Here is a 16,068-nt window from a genome sequence, read left to right as displayed (position 1 = left end):
CGGAAATCGATGCTGATTAAACGAAAGTTCTCCTCCTCAGGCAGATCCAGGGCTCGCTCGGCCCAGCTGGCCCCACCGTCGTTGGTTTCGAGGATCAGCCGGTTGCTGCCCACCAGAAAGCCATGGCTGGTATCGGTGAAGGCCACATCGAGGGGGTTGGCCTTGGTGGCCAGGGCCACCGGCTGCCAGGGGCTGGTCGCCGCCATGGGCAAGCCGGTGGTCACACAGCCGGAGAGGCCGAAGCCAAGCCCGATCACCAAGAGCAAACCCAGGAGGGGTCGCAACAGAGTCCCAAGCGGGCGGAGCAGGGGAGAGCCAGTCATCAGCGCAGGGAATAGAGGGAGAGGAAAAAGGCGAAGGCCAGGGCGAAGCCGCCGAAAATCAGCACATTCTTCTGACCGGGAGTCAGGCGGTTGACCCCCAGGCCGAAGTTGAGATTCTCCTCGAAGCCGCTGGGCTTGTTGCGGGGGCCGATGTCCTTGAAGGCTCCCACCCGACTGCGACACACCGGGCAACGGAAGCTGATCGGATCAAGCTCCACAAAGGGTGTGCCGGGTTCGATGGCCAGCTTGCGCACCCCCTCCGCCGGGTCGTAGACGAACCCGCAGCTGCGGCATTCGAAGCGGTGGTCGGCCGGATCCACCTCCCCATCTGCAGAGCCAGACTGGGGGCCAGACTCGGGGCCAGGACTTGGCGCGGCCGGCTCTGGCGTGGCTGATGGCTCCGGTGTGGCTGTTGGCTCCGATGTATCGGTGGAAGTCATCCCTGGGCCTCGAGCGCTGGTGTCAGATTATCGGCGCCCGTCGGGCCGATGCCGCCACCATCCGGCCCCGGGTGGCAGACTGGGCGCAGGTAGGTCCAAGTTGGTTGCATGTTCGTGCTCGCGGGCTACGACGCCTTTCTCGGCTTCCTGCTGATCGCAGCAGCTGTTCCAGTGCTTGCACTGGTGGCAAATAAATTGCTGTCGCCCAGCAGTCGCATGGGCGAGCGGGAGCTGACTTACGAATCTGGCATGGAGCCAATCGGCGGCGCCTGGATTCAGTTCAACATTCGTTATTACATGTTTGCTCTGGTCTTCGTGATCTTCGACGTGGAGACCGTTTTCCTCTACCCCTGGGCAGTGGCTTTCCACCGGCTTGGGGTGCTGGCCTTCATTGAGGCCCTTGTCTTCATTTCCATCCTTGTGCTTGCCCTGGCCTACGCCTGGCGCAAGGGCGCCCTTGAGTGGAGCTGACCCATGAATGAAACCCTCTCCATTGACGCCCTCAAGGACCTACGGGCGGCAAACTGCAACCCTATCGGCGCCCCCACGGTTACATCAGAGCTCTCTGAGAACATCATTCTCACGACCCTCGATGACATCCACAACTGGGCCCGGCTCAGCAGCCTCTGGCCCCTGCTCTATGGCACCGCCTGCTGCTTCATCGAATTTGCTGCCCTGATCGGCTCCCGCTTTGATTTCGATCGCTTCGGCCTGGTGCCCCGCTCCAGCCCGCGCCAGGCAGATCTGCTGATCGTCGCCGGCACCGTGACCATGAAAATGGCTCCTGCCCTGGTTCGGCTCTACGAGCAGATGCCCGAGCCCAAATACGTGATCGCCATGGGTGCCTGCACTATCACTGGAGGCATGTTTTCGGCAGATTCCACCACCGCCGTGCGCGGCGTGGACAAGCTGATCCCCGTAGACCTCTACCTGCCTGGCTGCCCGCCTCGCCCCGAGGCGATCTTCGATGCGGTGATCAAGCTGCGCAAAAAGGTGGGCAACGAGGCCTTGGCCGAACGGGGCAATCTCCAGCAGACCCACCGCTACTGCACTGTGACCCACCAGATGAAGGCGGTTCAGCCCATCGTTAACGGCCAATACCTTTCAGCCAAAACCCAGAAGCAGGCCCTGGCCGCCGCCAGCGCCCTACCCCTGGCCGCCCCAGCTGCCGCGATTCCCGCCAAAGCCGAATCCTGAGCCCCCCTGCAGCCATGCCAGAACAAATCCCTACTAACGACCCCGCCGAGAGCCTGGCCCTAGAGACCGGCCCTGAACCCGGCCCCGTGGGCAGCTGGCTGACCAGTCAGGGCTTCGACCATGCCCCCCTGGGCAAGGACCATCTGGGGATAGAGATGATCGGCGTTGAAGCGGCCTTTCTGCCCCTGATCGCCACGGCCCTCAAAACCCAGGGCTTCGACTATCTGCAGTGCCAGGGGGGCTATGACGAGGGCCCCGGCGGGCGGCTGGTCAGTTTTTACAATCTGGTGAAGCTGGCAGAGCTGGCCGATCGAAGCCCGGCCGGAGAGGTGCCGGCCGATCAGCCCCCCGCGGAAGTGCGGCTCAAGGTGTTCCTGGCCCGGGATGGCGATCTCACCATCCCCACCCTCTATGGCCAGTTTCGGGGAGCTGACTGGCAAGAGCGGGAAACCTTTGACATGTTCGGGATCAATTACGCAGGTCACCCCCACCCCAAGCGACTGCTGATGCCCGAAGACTGGAAGGGTTATCCCATGCGCAAGGACTACGTTCAACCCGACTTCTACGAGCTGCAGGACGCTTACTGATCCCAGCGCTGCCTACTGAGCCCCGCGCTGGTGATTGCGGAAATATTTCATCACCGCCAGGGCCACACTGCGGGGATCGTGGCGCAGGGTGGCCGTGGGCCTAGCTCCCTGCAGGGGGGCCTGCATCACCTCATAGCCATGGCGGCGCAGTTCGCGCAGGTTGCAGAGCACCGGTTCGGCCCCCTGGTGGCGGTAGTGATTGATAAGAGGTGAATCACCCAGATCCTCCTGGGCCAGCACTGAGCTGAACAGGCGCTCCTGCACCCCCAGGCTGGCCAGCTGGGCCTCAATCGCCCGCAGATGGCCCTCCACATCCAGTCCATCGGTTTCCCCCGGCTGGGTCATCAGATTGCAGATGTAAAGGCGGGGCGCCTTGCTCCTGCGGATCGCCTCCACCAGTTCGGGCACCAACAGGTTGGGCAGGAGCGAGGTGTAGAGGCTGCCAGGGCCCAGCACAATCAGATCGGCATGGGCGATCGCCTCCAGGGCCCTGGGCAGGGCGGGGGGGCGAGCCGGCGTGCAGCCCAGCCGCACGATCGGACTGGTGGCATTGCCGATCTTGGATTCCCCTTCAATCCGTTCCCCGTTTTCAAGCTCCGCCCAGAGGCGCACATCCGCATTGGTGGCTGGCACCACCTGACCCTGCACGGCCAACACCCGGCTGCTGGCCGTGATCGCCGATTCCAGGTTGCCGGTGATGGCCGTGAGGGCCGAAAGAAAGAGGTTGCCAAAACTGTGACCCTCCAGGCCACTGCCTGCCTTGAAGCGGTATTGGAACAGTCGGGTGAGCAGGGGCTCCTCCCGGGCCAGGGCTGCCAGGCAGTTGCGGATATCGCCAGGGGGCTGCACCCCCAGCTCCCGGCGCAGCACCCCACTGCTGCCGCCGTCATCGGCCACCGTGACTATGGCCGTGAGATTGCTGCTGTAGCGCTTCAGCCCACTGAGCAGGGTGGAGAGCCCGGTGCCGCCACCGATTGCCACGATATTGGGGCCCCGGTTGAGGCGCCGCTGGGCTAGCAGGGCATCCACCAGCAGGGTGTCCTTTTCCGGCGCCAGGGCCTGCTGGATCGAGCCAAAACTGCGGCTCTGGCCCAGCCAGATCAGCGCCGCCCCAATCAGCAGCACCAGGGGGCCGGTGATCTTGCGGGGCAGGACCCCGGTGACCTGGCCCAGCAGCCACTGGATGCTGGAGAGCATCCAGTAGATGGGCTGCAGATCGGCCCACACCGCCGCACCCAGCAATGCCACCAGCAGCCCCAGGCCGGAGGTCAACACCCAGCGCTTGACCACCAGGCCTGGCCGCAACCAGCGGGCCGCCCGGCGGGAGCGGCTTACGAGGTCTTTTTGGCGTAGCTCGCCGCGGCCGACCCAGCCCGGTTTCGGCAGCGGGCCACGGTTGCGCCGAAATTTCGATGCCGGAGCGGGGTGGGGCAAGGGGCGAAAAGGACGCTGCCACAAGTGGCTGAACTCCGCTGAACTCTACGGAGGGCTTTCGCCGCCAGGAAAGGCCAGGATGGGGCCTGCTCCCGGGTCTCCGCACTGGCCTCCTCCGCCCCACCACCCCTTGCCGAGATGGCCAACCTCAGCGTGCGCTGGGGCCGCTCCCGCCCGGTGCTCGACGAGGTGAGCCTTCAGGTCGCCCCCGGAGAGCGCCTCGTGGTGGTGGGGCCCTCCGGGGCAGGGAAATCGACGATTCTGCGCCTGCTGGCCGGCTTGCTGTTGCCCAACAGCGGCAAGCTCAGCCTCTATGGCATTCACCAGAACTACCTGCGTCTCGACCAGCGCACTCCTCCGGACGTGAGGCTGGTGTTTCAGAACCCAGCCCTACTGGGCTCCCTGACGGTTCGTGAAAACGTCGGCTTCCTGCTCTACCGCCATGGGCGCCTCGGTGAAAAGGTGATTCGCGAGCGGGTTAGCGCCGCCCTCAATGCCGTGGGGCTCTACGGAGTTGAGGAGCAACTTCCCGGCGAGCTCAGCGGTGGCATGCAGAAGCGGGTCAGCTTTGCGCGGGCCCTGATCAATGATCCGGGCAAGCAAGACGAACAGATGCCCCTGCTGCTGTTCGACGAACCCACCGCCGGCCTCGACCCCATGGCCTGCACCCGCATAGAAGACCTGATTGTGCGAACCACCCACGTGGCCCAGGCCACCTCAGTGATCGTGAGTCACGTCCACAGCACCATCGAGCGCTCCGCCCAACGGGTAGTTCTGCTCTACGACGGCAAGTTTCGCTGGAGTGGCACGGTTGATGCCTATCGCTCCAGCAGCGACCCCTATGTGGTGCAGTTCAGGAGCGGTAGTCTGCGCGGACCGATGCAGCCGGCGGAGCTCTGAATCCATGCGCCGCAGTATCCGCGAAGCGACCGTAGGTTTCTCCCTTCTGGCGGCCCTCGCCAGTGCGGTAGGGCTCTCCTTCTGGTTGCGGGGCATTTCCCTGAGCCGCCAGAACTGGATGGTGAAGGTCAGTTTTGCCGAAGCGGCAGGACTGGCCGAACGTTCACCTGTCACCTACCGGGGGGTGCTCGTCGGCAGCGTGCGCAAAGTAACGATCAATCCGGAGGCGGTGGTTGCCGAACTGGAAATCAACCACCCAGATCTGAAGCTGGCCCTGCCGGCCATAGCCCAGATCGGGGAAGCCTCCCTGCTGGGCGGCGAAGCGGAGGTTGCCCTGATCAGCGGCGGCAAGTCCCTGCCGCCGGGCTCGGCAAACCCCCGCTCCAAGAACTGCAACCCAAGCGTGGCCCTGTGCAATGGGGCCACAATTGAGGGGTCTACTGGGCCGAGCCTCACCAACGTGACCGCCCTGATGTACAAGATGTTGGTGGAAACAGACCAAATGAAGTTGCTGAACAAGGTGTCGACGGCGGCCAGCAGCTTCGAGCGCACCGCCAAAGACACCTCCGCCTTCATGAAGGATGGCCAGTCCCTGGCCAAGCAGCTGGAAACCTCGGTGCGGGCGGCCGAGCCCACGATCACCAACCTGAACAGCAGCTCGGCCCACCTGCGCCGCCTGCTCGCTGCCCTCGACAACCCCAAAACCCTCCAGGAGCTTCAGAGCACGGTCACCAACGCCGAGCAGCTCACCGCCAAGTGGAATGCGGTGGGTGGGGATGTGGCCAAGCTCACCGACGACCCGCGCTTCATGGACAGCATCCGCAGCGTGGCCGAGGGACTGGGCAAATTCTTCGACGAGCTCTATCCAGCCCAGACAAAAGCTGGGCCTACACCCCGCTGATCGCCTCCATGGCGATGGCGGCGATGGCCTGATCGCTGGCCTTGGGCAGCTGCACATACTTGCCCCCGGCGGCCTCGGCCAGCTCCTTGCCCATGCCGCTGCCGATGAACTTGCGCTCGGTGTCGATCACCAGCAACTTGAGGCCCAGGGCCCGGTAGCGGCTGGCCACCTGCTTGACCTCCTCCTTGAGGTCCACCGGCTCCTCGCCCTCGAGCTCCGGCTGGCCCAGGGAGCGGCCCAGGGGCACATTGCCGCGGCCATCGGTGATCGCAACCACCACCACCTGGCCGAGATCGCCAGTGGCCAGGGCGTTGGCCCCTACCCGGGCCGCCTGGGAGAGGCCATGGGCCAGGGGGGAGCCGCCGCCGCAGGGCATCGATTCGAGCCGCCGCCGCGCGGCGGTGATCGAGCGGGTGGGGGGGAGGAGCACCTCGGCCTGCTCGCCGCGGAAGGGAATCAAGGCAACCTCATCGCGGTTTTCATAGGCCTCGGTAAGCAGCCGAATCACCGCCCCCTTGGCGCTCTGCATGCGGTTGAGGGCCATCGAGCCGCTGGCATCCACCAGGAAGATCACCAGGGCACCGGCCTTGCGCTGCAGCTGCTTGGCCCGCAGGTCTCCGTCTTCGACAATCACCTTGCGATGGGGCTGGCGCTCACGGCGGGATTTCTGGTATGGCGCTGCGGCCCGCAAGGTGGCATCGACAGCAATGCGCTTCACCGGGCCGCGGGGCAGCATCGGCTTCACGTAGCGGCCGCGGGAGTCGCTGAAAACCAGCGAACGCTTGCCGCTGCCACCGGTCCTGGCCCGGGCCGCTGAGAACAGCAGCAGGTCGGGATCGATGGCAACGGCCTCTGGATCGAGCAGGAACTCCTCGGGCACCTGGGGCGGCGCCTGGTCCTCCGGGGTGTCGTCCGGCTCATCGTCCTGGTCGTCGTCGTCTGGCTCGTCGCTCTCCTGCTCGGTCTCGGGCGACTGCGGCTCTTCGGGCGGCTGCTCCCCCTGGGGTGGCGGGGGTGGCGGCGGCGGTGGCTCCAGGGGCTGGTCGGGATCGGGCGGGGGCAGCTGCAGGGCCCGAGGCGCGATCACCAGCCGCACCGCCACCTGCAGGTCGTCGGCCTCCACCTGATCTCTGCCGCTGAGGGCAGCGTGGGCCCGGGCCACCCGCACGGCATAGAGCTCGCTGCGATGGCCCTCCACGCCGCCGCGGGTGGCCTCGGTCACCAGGTAAGCGATCTGCTCCCGCGTGATTCGCACATCCGGCAACCACTGGCGCGCCAGCAGCAGCTGGGTGGCCAGGGCATCGGTTTCCTCCTGCCAGCGGGCCCGGAAGACCTCACTCGACTCGGCCTGGTCTAGGGCGCTGCGGGTGATCTCCACCCGCTGCTCCAGCTCCAGCACCTGATTGGCACTTAGACAGATCGCGAAGCGATCGAGCAGGTGGTCACGCACCGCCCCCTCTTCGGGGTTGAAGGTGGCGATCAGCAGGCAGCGGCAGGGATGGCTGAGGCTCAGGCCTTCACGCTCGATCCGGTTTTCGCCACTGCCCACCGCCGCCAGCAGCAGGTTGGTGATGTTGGCGTCGAGCAGGTTGAGCTCATCGATGTAGAGCACCCCCCGGTGGGCCTCGGCCAGCAGCCCCGGCTGAAACACCGGCGCACCCGCCGCCAGCGAGGCGGTCACATCCACCGAGCCCAGCAGCCGGTCTTCGCTGACGCCCAGGGGCACCTGCACGAACGGCGCGGGCACCACAGTGGTGGGCAGCAGGATGTTGGGGTCTGCGCCGCTGGGGTCGGCGCCGAGCTCGGTCAGCCGGGCGCAGGTGGCGGCATCCCAGTCGTCGGGGCGCTGGGGGTCGATGTTGGGGGTCTGGCCGCCGACATTGAGCACATCGATCGGTGGCAGCAGGGCATGCAGGCCGCGGGCCAGCACGGATTTGCCGGTGCCCCGGCCCCCGGCGATCACCACCCCGCCCAGGCCCGGATCCACCGCCGCCAGCAGCAGGGCCAGCTTCAAGGTGCCGTGGCCGGTGATCGCCGCTAGCGGGAAGGCCCGGGCGGCGGCGGCGGAGCGCATGCCAGAAGCCGAGGGGGTTCCTCCGTTGGGGGGCATGCTCAAAGGATTAATCCAGAGTTGAAAGTCTCGCTGACCGCGGAACGATCAGGACTGCTCCATCGCAACGGACCCGACGTACCCCTGAGGGAGGGCGAGCGCCCATTGACGGAACAGGGACGAATCCCCATGAGCAACCGGTGCGGCATGGAAACCAGTGCCGGCCATCTTCAACTGCGCCTCGAGATGGCACCAGGCTTGCAGGAATGCCAAGGGCTGACGCTGGCTTGGCAATGCATAAACGGCCTGGCAAACGTCGGCAGGAAGAACACGACACGAGATCGACTCCCAGTCAGCAGGGGCAGGGCTGGCCTCAACATCAACACCGACAGCGCACGTGGGGTGAACGGCAATCAGAACAAGATCACCGGAGTGACTGACGTTAAATTCCGGACCGCCTGGGCATGAAGGCTTGCCATGGGGGCCAGTAACAATGGATACCTCTGGTGGCTTCAATTCCAACAGAAGAGCAAGCAAAGTTCTGAGCAAACTGCGACCCAGCAAAAAAAGCTCTGCGTCGGAAGGACGCTTATAAGAAGAATAACGGCCTTCCTCATCCGCAGAGAGGTATGAAAAAAGTTGCGCAAGAACAACAGGGCTGCATCTTTCGCGGCGGTCGACGGCCAACACGAGCGGACATCCCTCGTCGATTAGCAAACGACGCGCAGAAAGTGGGGCAGGCTCACCAACACGCCAAGGGACCACTATCTGAACAGGGTCGAGCATCATGAGATCCCAAAATTCCCATCATGGTGAAGCCAACAACTCTGCCATTGGCGCCTCTCCCGGCCGAACACGCTCATGTTTTTCGCGCCATGCACCCGTCAACCTCAAAGGGCTCAGAGCCATCACAGGTCCCATCCTGCTGGCCAATCAGGATATTTTCTATTAGCAACGCAAGCTTGGGCTGAAAATCAGGGCGCAATACATCAAGATGCTCACCATAAAAAACAACAGTCTGCAGATCCCTTGTTGTGCAATGACGCCAAAGCCGTTTGTATCTTTGCGCCGTCAATGGTGTGGCCAAAAACGCAACCGTGATAGGCAGCGGAGCAGGCCTATAACTATTCCGCACAAGATCTACAAAAAAGTCGGTTTGCGGCCTTGTCATAGCGGGCATTGCCTTGGCAAGGCTTACCCCCGGCCTGGGGATGCGCAAGCCGATGTATGCCTCAATAGCCTGCTTCAGGGTACGCATTTTGTCCCATATAAATGTCTTCCGTTTCTCCAAAGTTGGCTCGCGAACTAGATTTCGCATATGCATCCTCAGACGAACCTGGCTCAACCTATCCAATAGGAGCCTTGCTCCCAATGAACGATTTATCCTGATATTAGGAACCGTGTCGATAATCACTAGAACCCCTATCCTCCGGCCTCGTCTAAGTAGCTCAGCGGCCAGTGCATGGGCGTACCAGCCGCCAACTGAATAACCCATCAGATTAATATCACCTTGCCGCCAAAAATCGACGATTAGATCAGCAAATGTGGATATAATAGTCTCAAAACTCTGGCATCCCATGCTGGCTGGATCGCCTATGACCCGCAGCCCGTAAACCGGTTGGTGTGGAGCCAGGAAACGCGCTCCTTCGTCAAAAAACAGAACACCGCCAAATCCAGGGACAATGACTAGTGGCGGACGACTACCTAACGGCTGAAGGGGGATCAAACAACAAAGATCATCCTGTTGCGGCTCTCCTTTCTCCTTACCCAATTGATCGACAAGGCCTGAAATCGTGGGGTTTTGGAACAGCTTTGCCAAGGCGATAGATATTCCGGTGGCCTTCTCCGCGCGGGAGACAAGGTTGGCCGCAGCCAGCGAATGCCCCCCGACGCCAAAGAAGTTATCCGTGATCCCAAACTCTTCGTGCCCCAACACCTCAGCCCAAATGGCGTGGAGCTGGCGCTCGAGATCAGTGGAGGGTGCAAGGCGCTGCTCCAGGTTTCCGGAGAAGGAAGGGGCAGGGAGCGCCTTGCGATCGAGCTTGCCGTTGGGGGTGAGGGGAAGGGCCTCCAGCTGCAGGAAGGCTGCCGGCACCATGTAATCGGGGAGGCTGCTCCGCAGTTGGGCCTCAAGCACAGCAGGCAGCGTGGCCTCGCCCGTACTTCCAGCAACCGCCACATAAGCGACAAGGCACTTCTCGCCCAGCCCATCCTTGCGGGCCAACACCACCGCCTCCTGAATGCCCTCGCAGGCCCGTAGCGCCGTCTCGATCTCGCCCAGCTCGATGCGAAAGCCGCGAATTTTGACCTGGAAGTCAGCTCGGCCGAGAAACTCCAGGTTTCCATCCGCCGACCAGCGCGCCTGATCACCTGTGCGATACATGCGAGCTCCTCCATCAGCAAAGAGGTCCTCGAAGGGATCAGCGACAAAGCACTCGCTCGTCAGGCCGGACAAACCGACATATCCCTGGGCCAGGCCAGTGCCGGCCAGATACAACTCACCCGGCACTCCTACGGGCGTGGGCTGCAGGCCAGCATCGAGCACGTAGGCGCGCATGCCCTCCATCGGTTTGCCAATGGGGACGGTGCCTTCCAGCCGCTTTGTGGACGGCAGCGGATGGAAGGTGGCAAAGGTGGTCGTTTCCGTGGGGCCATAAACGTGAACGATCTGGGCCCGCGGGCAGGCGATCCGGACGCGCTCCATGGCGAGGGGAGACACCGCCTCACCGCCGGTCCACACCTCGTCCACGCTCCCGAAGCAGGTGGGCTGCACCTCGGCCAGCAGATTGAACAAGGCCGTGGTGAGAAAGATCCCGCTGACGCTGTGCCTCTCGATCAAATCGACCAAGGATGAAACCTCCAGCCGAACCGGTGGTGCGACGACGACCTGGCCGCCATGCAACAGAGGGACCCAAATCTCATAGGTGGAGGCGTCGAAAGCATGGGGTGAATGAAACAACACCCGCTCATGCATGCCGTTCTGCCAGCAGCTGTCAGCGGTCAGGCTGACGATGTTGCTGTGGGTGACGGCAACCCCTTTGGGCACTCCGGTCGAACCCGAGGTGAACATCACATAGGCGAGTTGCTGTGAAAAAACCGGCAGGCATGGATCGTGCTCAGGCAATCCCTCGGCCTCGATGGCCTCCAGGGTCAAGACCAGCAAGGGCTCCGCTGCTATTGACTTAGCCGACTCGTCGATGAGGAGCAAGCGGACTCCCGCATCCGCCATGATCTGGACATGACGCGCGGAAGGTTGCTCGTTGTGCAGCGGCACATAGGCCGCCCCGGCCTTGAGGATGGCGAGGATTGCCACCACGAGAGCCGCCGAGCGCTCCATGAGCAGCGCCACACGGTCGTCCGGCCTGACGCCCTGGCCGATGAAGTGGTGCGCCAGCCGATTCGCTTTAGCGTTGAGTTCTTGGTAGGTGAGTAGCTGATCCTCAAAGATCAGGGCGATGGCATCAGGAGTGCGTTCAACCTGCTGTTCAAACAGCTGATGAACGCAGAGGTCGGGAACATCAATGGTGGGACCGTTTTGCCAGGATTCGATCAGCAGACGCTCTGGATCAGGGACTAAGCAGAGGGAATCGGCTCGAACATCAGGCGCCTGCACTGCAGAGGAGAGGAGCGTGAGCAGATGGGAGCAGAACCGCTCCATCCGATCAGATGAGAAGAGGTCGGTGGCATACGCGATCGAGCCATGTAGCCCGTGATCAGCGCTGCGGCGGAGATAAAAGGAGAGATCCAGCTTGGACGATTCGCTCTTGGAGGGAATCGCATCGACGGCCAGACCCTCGAGGTTGATCAGAGACGCCTCGGGCAGCTCGATCAGCTGCAGCATCACCTGCACCAGGGGGTTGCGGCTGGTGTCACGTGGCAGGTTTAGCGCCTCCACCATTTGCTCAAAGGGGAGCTCTTGGTGGTCGTAGGCCGCCAGAGAAGAGGCTTTGACCTGTTGGAGAAGCTCCCGGAAGCTCTGCCCAGGGGTAAAGAGAGTGCGGACCGGCAGCGTATTGATGAAGAAGCCGATCAGGGGTTCGAGATCGGGATGGTTACGACCCCAGATCGGAACACCTATCGCAAAATCCTCCTGGCGGCTGTAGCGATGCAGCAGCAGGGCGAGTAAGGCGAGCAGGCCCATCTGGAGCGTGGCGCCCTCAAGGCGGCAAAGCTGCTCAAAAGGAGCCAGGAGCTCAGGCGTGATCTGGAAGGAAACGCTGGCTCCCCGGTGGGATGGGGTGGCGGGCCTGGGATGGTCGCTGGGGAGCTCGAGTGGTTCGAGACCTGTGAGCTGGGGAATCCAGTAATCCTTGAGGGTCTGCAAGCGATCACCGCTGAGGCGTTGGCGCTGCCAGGCGGCGTAGTCGTGATACTTCACCTGCAGCGGCGCCAGCTCGGAGACTTGGCCGGAGCGGCGGGCGTTGTAGAGAGCGGTGAGATCCCCAACCAGCACTGAGCGCGACCAGCCATCGGAGGCGATGTGGTGGTGGTTGAGCAGCAACAGGTGGTGCTGGTGATCGACGGCCAGGAGCCGTGCGCGGAGCAGCTGGCCGGAGGCCAGATCAAACGGTGTGGTGCGCTCCTGCTCCAACCACTGCTCGATGACGGCATCTGGGTTGCGATCAGCGAGAGGCTCTGCATCCAGCGGGAAGGGAGCAGGGGGATGGATAAGTTGCACTACCTCGCTTCCCTGAAGACAGAAGGAGGTGCGCAGGGTGGGATGGCGCTCGATCAGATCGGCCAGGGCCAGACGAAGAGCCTTGAGGTCGAGGTTGCCGCTAAGCCGCCAGAGGGCTGGCAGGTGATAAGCCGTGAGATCCGGCTGCAGCTGATGGAGGAACCAGAGGCGGGATTGGGCGTAGGAAGCGGGGAAGGCCTGGCAGTGCTGGGGCCAGTCGCCTGGTAGGAATTCGGCGGAGGGGAAGGAGCCAGCTCCATCGGTGTTTTTGAGTTGCCGCAGCTTGGCAACCCGATCCGATAAGGATTTCTGCGTGCTCATGCTCCCCCTGCCCGTTCGAGATTGGCTTGCAGCACCTCGTTGCAGTGGGACAGCTGGCGGGGCGACGCCAGGGCGCCACTGAGATCAGCAGCAGCATCGCTGAGATCCTCGAGCGCCTGCTCGATGGCCCCCTGCGCGGCAAACAGGCATGGCGTGCTGTAGATCAGGCCCTGCACGCCATGGTAGGCAAGATCGGTCCTGCTGCAGGGCGGCACTTTGCCGCCGCCGATCACGTTGCTGAACACTGGACAGGCCACGGCAGCGCGAATCTGGGCTAACAGTTCGAGATCCTTGAGGCCATCCGCCAGCACCGCATCGCAGCCGGCCTGCTCGAAGGCCTGCACGCGAGTGACAATGTCTTCGGGATCTGAGGCATCGGTGCGGGCCACCACCACTAGAGAGCTGCGATCCGCCAACACTGCTTCCAGCTTGTTCAGATACTCAGGCAAAGGCAGCAGCTGCTTGCCATCTAGATGCCCGCAGCGACGCGGCCTAGCCTGATCTTCCAGCACAACGCCTGAAGCACCAGAGCGCTCCAGCGTGCGGGCCACATGACTGGCGACGGTGGCATCGCCGAAGCCATCGTCGATGTCCACCAGCAGATGGTGGTTGGGCAGCAATGCCCGCAGGCGGCTGGTGGTGGTGGTGAGATCGCCCCAGCCGATGAAGCCGATGTCTGGCAGCCCGAAGGCACTGGCGGCCAAGCCAAAGCCACTGAGGAACAGGGCCTCGAACCGATCCGCAGCCAAGGAGGCGCTGAACAGGTCGTAAATGCCAACGAAGGGCAGAATCTGTTGCTGATCGGCTGCCAGCTCGAGAGCTTGGCGTAGCCGTAAACCAGGACTTTGGTTAATCATCATGAGGTGACCTGCTCAGCTTCTGCTAAGGCCTGATCCAAGAGCTTGTCGAGCTGTTCGGCCAGGTTGCGCACGGTGGGATAGGCAAACAGCAGCGTGGGGCTGAGATCTAGGGCCAGCTGCTGCTCTAGGGCGATCACCGCACGCTGGCCGGAGAGGGAGTCGCCGCCCAGTTGAAAGAAGTTGGCATTGCGGCCTGGTGGTGATTGTTGGAGCATGGAGCCAAAGGTGTAAGCCACCAGTTCCTCCAGCTCTCCACTGGCAGGTTCCTCGGCTGGTTGCAACAGAGCTCCGAGCTTCTCTGCCAGGCCGATGCGCTGCAGCTTGCCCGTCGCGCCACGGGGCAGGTCTGGCAAGAGCACGATCCGTGAGGGCACCTCGTGGGGAGCCAGCAAAGCGAAGGCGTGCCTGCGGAGATCCTGTTCATCCGCCACGGCTCCTGGGCGCAGCACCACGGCCGCAGCCAGATCCTCATAAAGAGTGGGGTGGGGCACGGCAAAGGCCAACGCCTGCTCTACAGACGGATGTTGGAGTAATGCCTCATCCACGCGACGGGGGATCACCTTCTCGCCGCCGCGGTTAATCATTTCCTTGAGGCGGCCGGTGAGGGTAAGGCGGCCCTGGGCATCAAACAGACCCTCATCACCGGTGACAAACCAGCTTTCTCCGCTGGCATCCTCCACCCAGCCACTCTGCTCGGCGCCCTCGTAGCCAACGGTCACGCCTGGGCCGCGGATGGCGACTTCACCGAACTCGCCCGGTGGCAGCAGCTCACGGGAGGGCCCCAGAACCGCCACCTCTGGCCCAGCCGGCAAGCCAACGCTGCCGGGCAGGCGCCCATGGCCGCTGCCTGGCAAGCGGTTGCTGCAGATCTGATGGGCCGCCTCGGTCATCCCGTAGGCCTCGAGCACCGGCACCTGAAACACCGCTTCCAGCCGCTCAAGCACCGCTGGCGGCAACGGCGACGAGGAAGAGCGCAACAAGCGCAGCCGATGGGCAGGGGGCTGCTGACCGCTGCGATCCAGTTCGGCCAGCAGCCCCTGCAGCAGGGTGGGCACCGCTGAAAGCCAGGTGGGCTGGAGGCTGCCCAACAGATGCAGCAGGGTGACAGGTGCATTGCTGCGGCAGCAGATCACACTGCCGCCAGCGAGCAGGGGTGCCAGTAACGACGCCACGATTCCATGAATGTGGAACAGCGGCATCGCCGCCAGGCTGCGGTCTTCCGAACCCAGGGCTAAGACATCCGCAACGGCGAGAGCCGAGGCCAGAAGGTTGCCATGGCTCAGCGGCACCACCTTGGGCCGCGAGGTGGTGCCGGAGGTCTGCAGCAGCAGAGCCAGATCAACAGGGTCAGGGAGTAAGGAGAGCTCTCCCACAATCGGCGACATGCCAAGGGGATTGAGTGCCACCAGCGGCACCCCCAACGCAGAAGCAGCTTCAAGCAATGCGCCAGGGGGGTGGTCATCCACCAGCAGACGAGTAGCCCCAAGCCTTTGCAGGTCTGAATAGAAGATGTGGTAAGTCGCCGTTGGCGAAAGTGGAGCAATAGCACCCACCGCCATCCCTGCCAGCAAACTAGAGACCAAACCCAGGCCTGGCTCCATCAATATCGCCAACCGATCAGAATGACCAATTCCCTGCTGGAGCAAAAATGATGCAGCCGCTTTAACAACTCCAGCCAATTCCCCCCTTGAAAGAATCAAACCATCCTGATCAAAAAGAGCGGGTGATTCTGGGAACGCCAATTCCCGGTCAAGCCACCAGAGGCCCACGCACTTCTTCAAATTGCCGTCCGCCCCAAACGGCAATTTATTCCGAAACCGAGCAAGCCAAAGCCAATCATTCCTTAATTTACCTTGTTCAGTGGCAAGTAAACACTTTTACAGCGCAATCGCTGAGACATCAATCTTAGCCATTGCACTTGGCGCAAACCTGCCCAGTCCAGCAGGGCCGCCCCTTGCCACCCTGCTAGTAGTGCGGCCGCTGCTGGAGGAGCTGTTGAAAGCGCTCGTGGCAGCGCGGGGGGCATCGGTGTGCTGGTCGCCACTATTTCGCACAGCACCTGTGGGCGGTCCCGACGGCCAACCGAACTACCTCAATGCCGCCGTGCTGGCGAGAACGGCGGGGGCACCCACCCCCGCCGCGGCCATGGAGTTGCTGACGAGCCTGCAGGGGCTGGAACAACGCTTCGCGCGCCGGCGCCACGAGCACTGGGGCCCCCGCAGCCTCGACCTCGACCTGCTCTGGTGGGGGGATCTGGTCTGCGACGACGCGGCCCTGCAGCTGCCCCACCCCCGCCTGCTGGAGCGCTCCTTCGTGCTGGCGCCGCTGGCCGCCATCGACGCCGAGCTGGTGCCCCCCGGCCAACCGTCCGGGGGGC

Annotated in this window: 14 protein-coding genes; 6 read left to right on the top strand and 8 right to left on the bottom strand. The window is 63.3% G+C overall.

What is annotated here, in order from left to right; genetic code table 11:
• On the bottom strand, nucleotides 1–323 hold a 323-nt coding region (locus tag KBZ15_RS05675), incomplete at its 3' end, for a YCF48-related protein (protein ID WP_255014077.1).
• On the bottom strand, nucleotides 323–763 hold the full coding sequence (locus KBZ15_RS05670; protein ID WP_255014075.1) for a rubredoxin: 441 nt from the start codon (nucleotides 761–763) through the stop codon (nucleotides 323–325). The genes KBZ15_RS05675 and KBZ15_RS05670, both read right to left, overlap by 1 nt.
• Before the next feature lie 108 nt (nucleotides 764–871).
• On the opposite strand from KBZ15_RS05670, the gene KBZ15_RS05665 reads away from it, so the two are divergent.
• The 3 genes from KBZ15_RS05665 to KBZ15_RS05655 are packed head-to-tail and all read left to right on the top strand — an operon-like array spanning nucleotide 872 to nucleotide 2,547.
• Nucleotides 872–1,234, top strand: a complete 363-nt coding sequence (locus KBZ15_RS05665; RefSeq protein WP_255014073.1) for an NAD(P)H-quinone oxidoreductase subunit 3 — start codon at nucleotides 872–874, stop codon at nucleotides 1,232–1,234.
• A gap of 3 nt (nucleotides 1,235–1,237) precedes the next feature.
• Nucleotides 1,238–1,960: an NADH dehydrogenase subunit K gene (locus KBZ15_RS05660; protein WP_255014071.1), complete on the top strand. Its 723-nt coding sequence runs from the start codon at nucleotides 1,238–1,240 to the stop codon at nucleotides 1,958–1,960.
• Between the two features lie 14 nt (nucleotides 1,961–1,974).
• The gene (locus KBZ15_RS05655) at nucleotides 1,975–2,547 is read left to right on the top strand and encodes an NAD(P)H-quinone oxidoreductase subunit J (protein ID WP_255014069.1); all 573 of its coding nucleotides are present in this window, start codon (nucleotides 1,975–1,977) and stop codon (nucleotides 2,545–2,547) included.
• 12 nt (nucleotides 2,548–2,559) lie between these two features.
• Here the strand turns inward: KBZ15_RS05655 and yvcK are convergent, their stop codons facing one another.
• The gene (gene yvcK / locus KBZ15_RS05650; RefSeq protein WP_255014081.1) at nucleotides 2,560–3,933 is read right to left on the bottom strand and encodes a gluconeogenesis factor YvcK family protein; all 1,374 of its coding nucleotides are present in this window, start codon (nucleotides 3,931–3,933) and stop codon (nucleotides 2,560–2,562) included.
• A gap of 186 nt (nucleotides 3,934–4,119) precedes the next feature.
• On the opposite strand from yvcK, the gene KBZ15_RS05645 reads away from it, so the two are divergent.
• Both KBZ15_RS05645 and KBZ15_RS05640 read left to right on the top strand, forming a co-directional pair.
• On the top strand, nucleotides 4,120–4,881 hold the full coding sequence (locus KBZ15_RS05645) for an ABC transporter ATP-binding protein (RefSeq protein WP_197147850.1): 762 nt from the start codon (nucleotides 4,120–4,122) through the stop codon (nucleotides 4,879–4,881).
• Nucleotides 4,882–4,885: 4 nt separating this feature from the next.
• Nucleotides 4,886–5,782: an MlaD family protein gene (locus tag KBZ15_RS05640; RefSeq protein WP_255014066.1), complete on the top strand. Its 897-nt coding sequence runs from the start codon at nucleotides 4,886–4,888 to the stop codon at nucleotides 5,780–5,782.
• On the opposite strand, the gene bchD is transcribed toward KBZ15_RS05640, so the two are convergent.
• From bchD to KBZ15_RS05615, 5 genes are all read right to left on the bottom strand, one after another.
• A complete protein-coding gene (bchD, locus tag KBZ15_RS05635; protein ID WP_255014064.1) occupies nucleotides 5,769–7,892 on the bottom strand; it encodes a magnesium chelatase ATPase subunit D in 2,124 nt (707 codons plus the stop codon). The two genes, KBZ15_RS05640 and bchD, sit on opposite strands and share 14 nt — an antisense overlap.
• Before the next feature lie 48 nt (nucleotides 7,893–7,940).
• Entirely contained in the window at nucleotides 7,941–8,621 is a 681-nt protein-coding gene (locus KBZ15_RS05630) for a 4'-phosphopantetheinyl transferase superfamily protein (protein WP_255014062.1), read from the bottom strand.
• A gap of 70 nt (nucleotides 8,622–8,691) precedes the next feature.
• Nucleotides 8,692–12,831, bottom strand: a complete 4,140-nt coding sequence (locus tag KBZ15_RS05625) for an amino acid adenylation domain-containing protein (protein ID WP_255014060.1) — start codon at nucleotides 12,829–12,831, stop codon at nucleotides 8,692–8,694.
• Nucleotides 12,828–13,688 (bottom strand): oxaloacetate decarboxylase, encoded by an 861-nt coding sequence (locus tag KBZ15_RS05620; RefSeq protein ID WP_255014058.1) that lies wholly within the window; start codon nucleotides 13,686–13,688, stop codon nucleotides 12,828–12,830. The genes KBZ15_RS05625 and KBZ15_RS05620 overlap by 4 nt, the downstream gene beginning before the upstream one ends.
• A complete protein-coding gene (locus KBZ15_RS05615; RefSeq protein WP_255014079.1) occupies nucleotides 13,688–15,460 on the bottom strand; it encodes a non-ribosomal peptide synthetase in 1,773 nt (590 codons plus the stop codon). Before KBZ15_RS05615 ends, KBZ15_RS05620 begins: the two co-directional genes overlap by 1 nt.
• 226 nt (nucleotides 15,461–15,686) lie before the next feature.
• Here KBZ15_RS05615 and folK point away from each other — a divergent pair.
• Nucleotides 15,687–16,068, top strand: a 382-nt coding sequence (gene folK, locus KBZ15_RS05610) for a 2-amino-4-hydroxy-6-hydroxymethyldihydropteridine diphosphokinase (protein WP_396123409.1), incomplete at its 3' end; no start/stop codon positions are given.

This window comes from Cyanobium sp. BA20m-p-22 (genome assembly GCF_024346275.1).
GTDB lineage: Bacteria > Cyanobacteriota > Cyanobacteriia > PCC-6307 > Cyanobiaceae > Cyanobium_A.
This window is presented reverse-complemented; position numbering and strand designations above follow the sequence as displayed.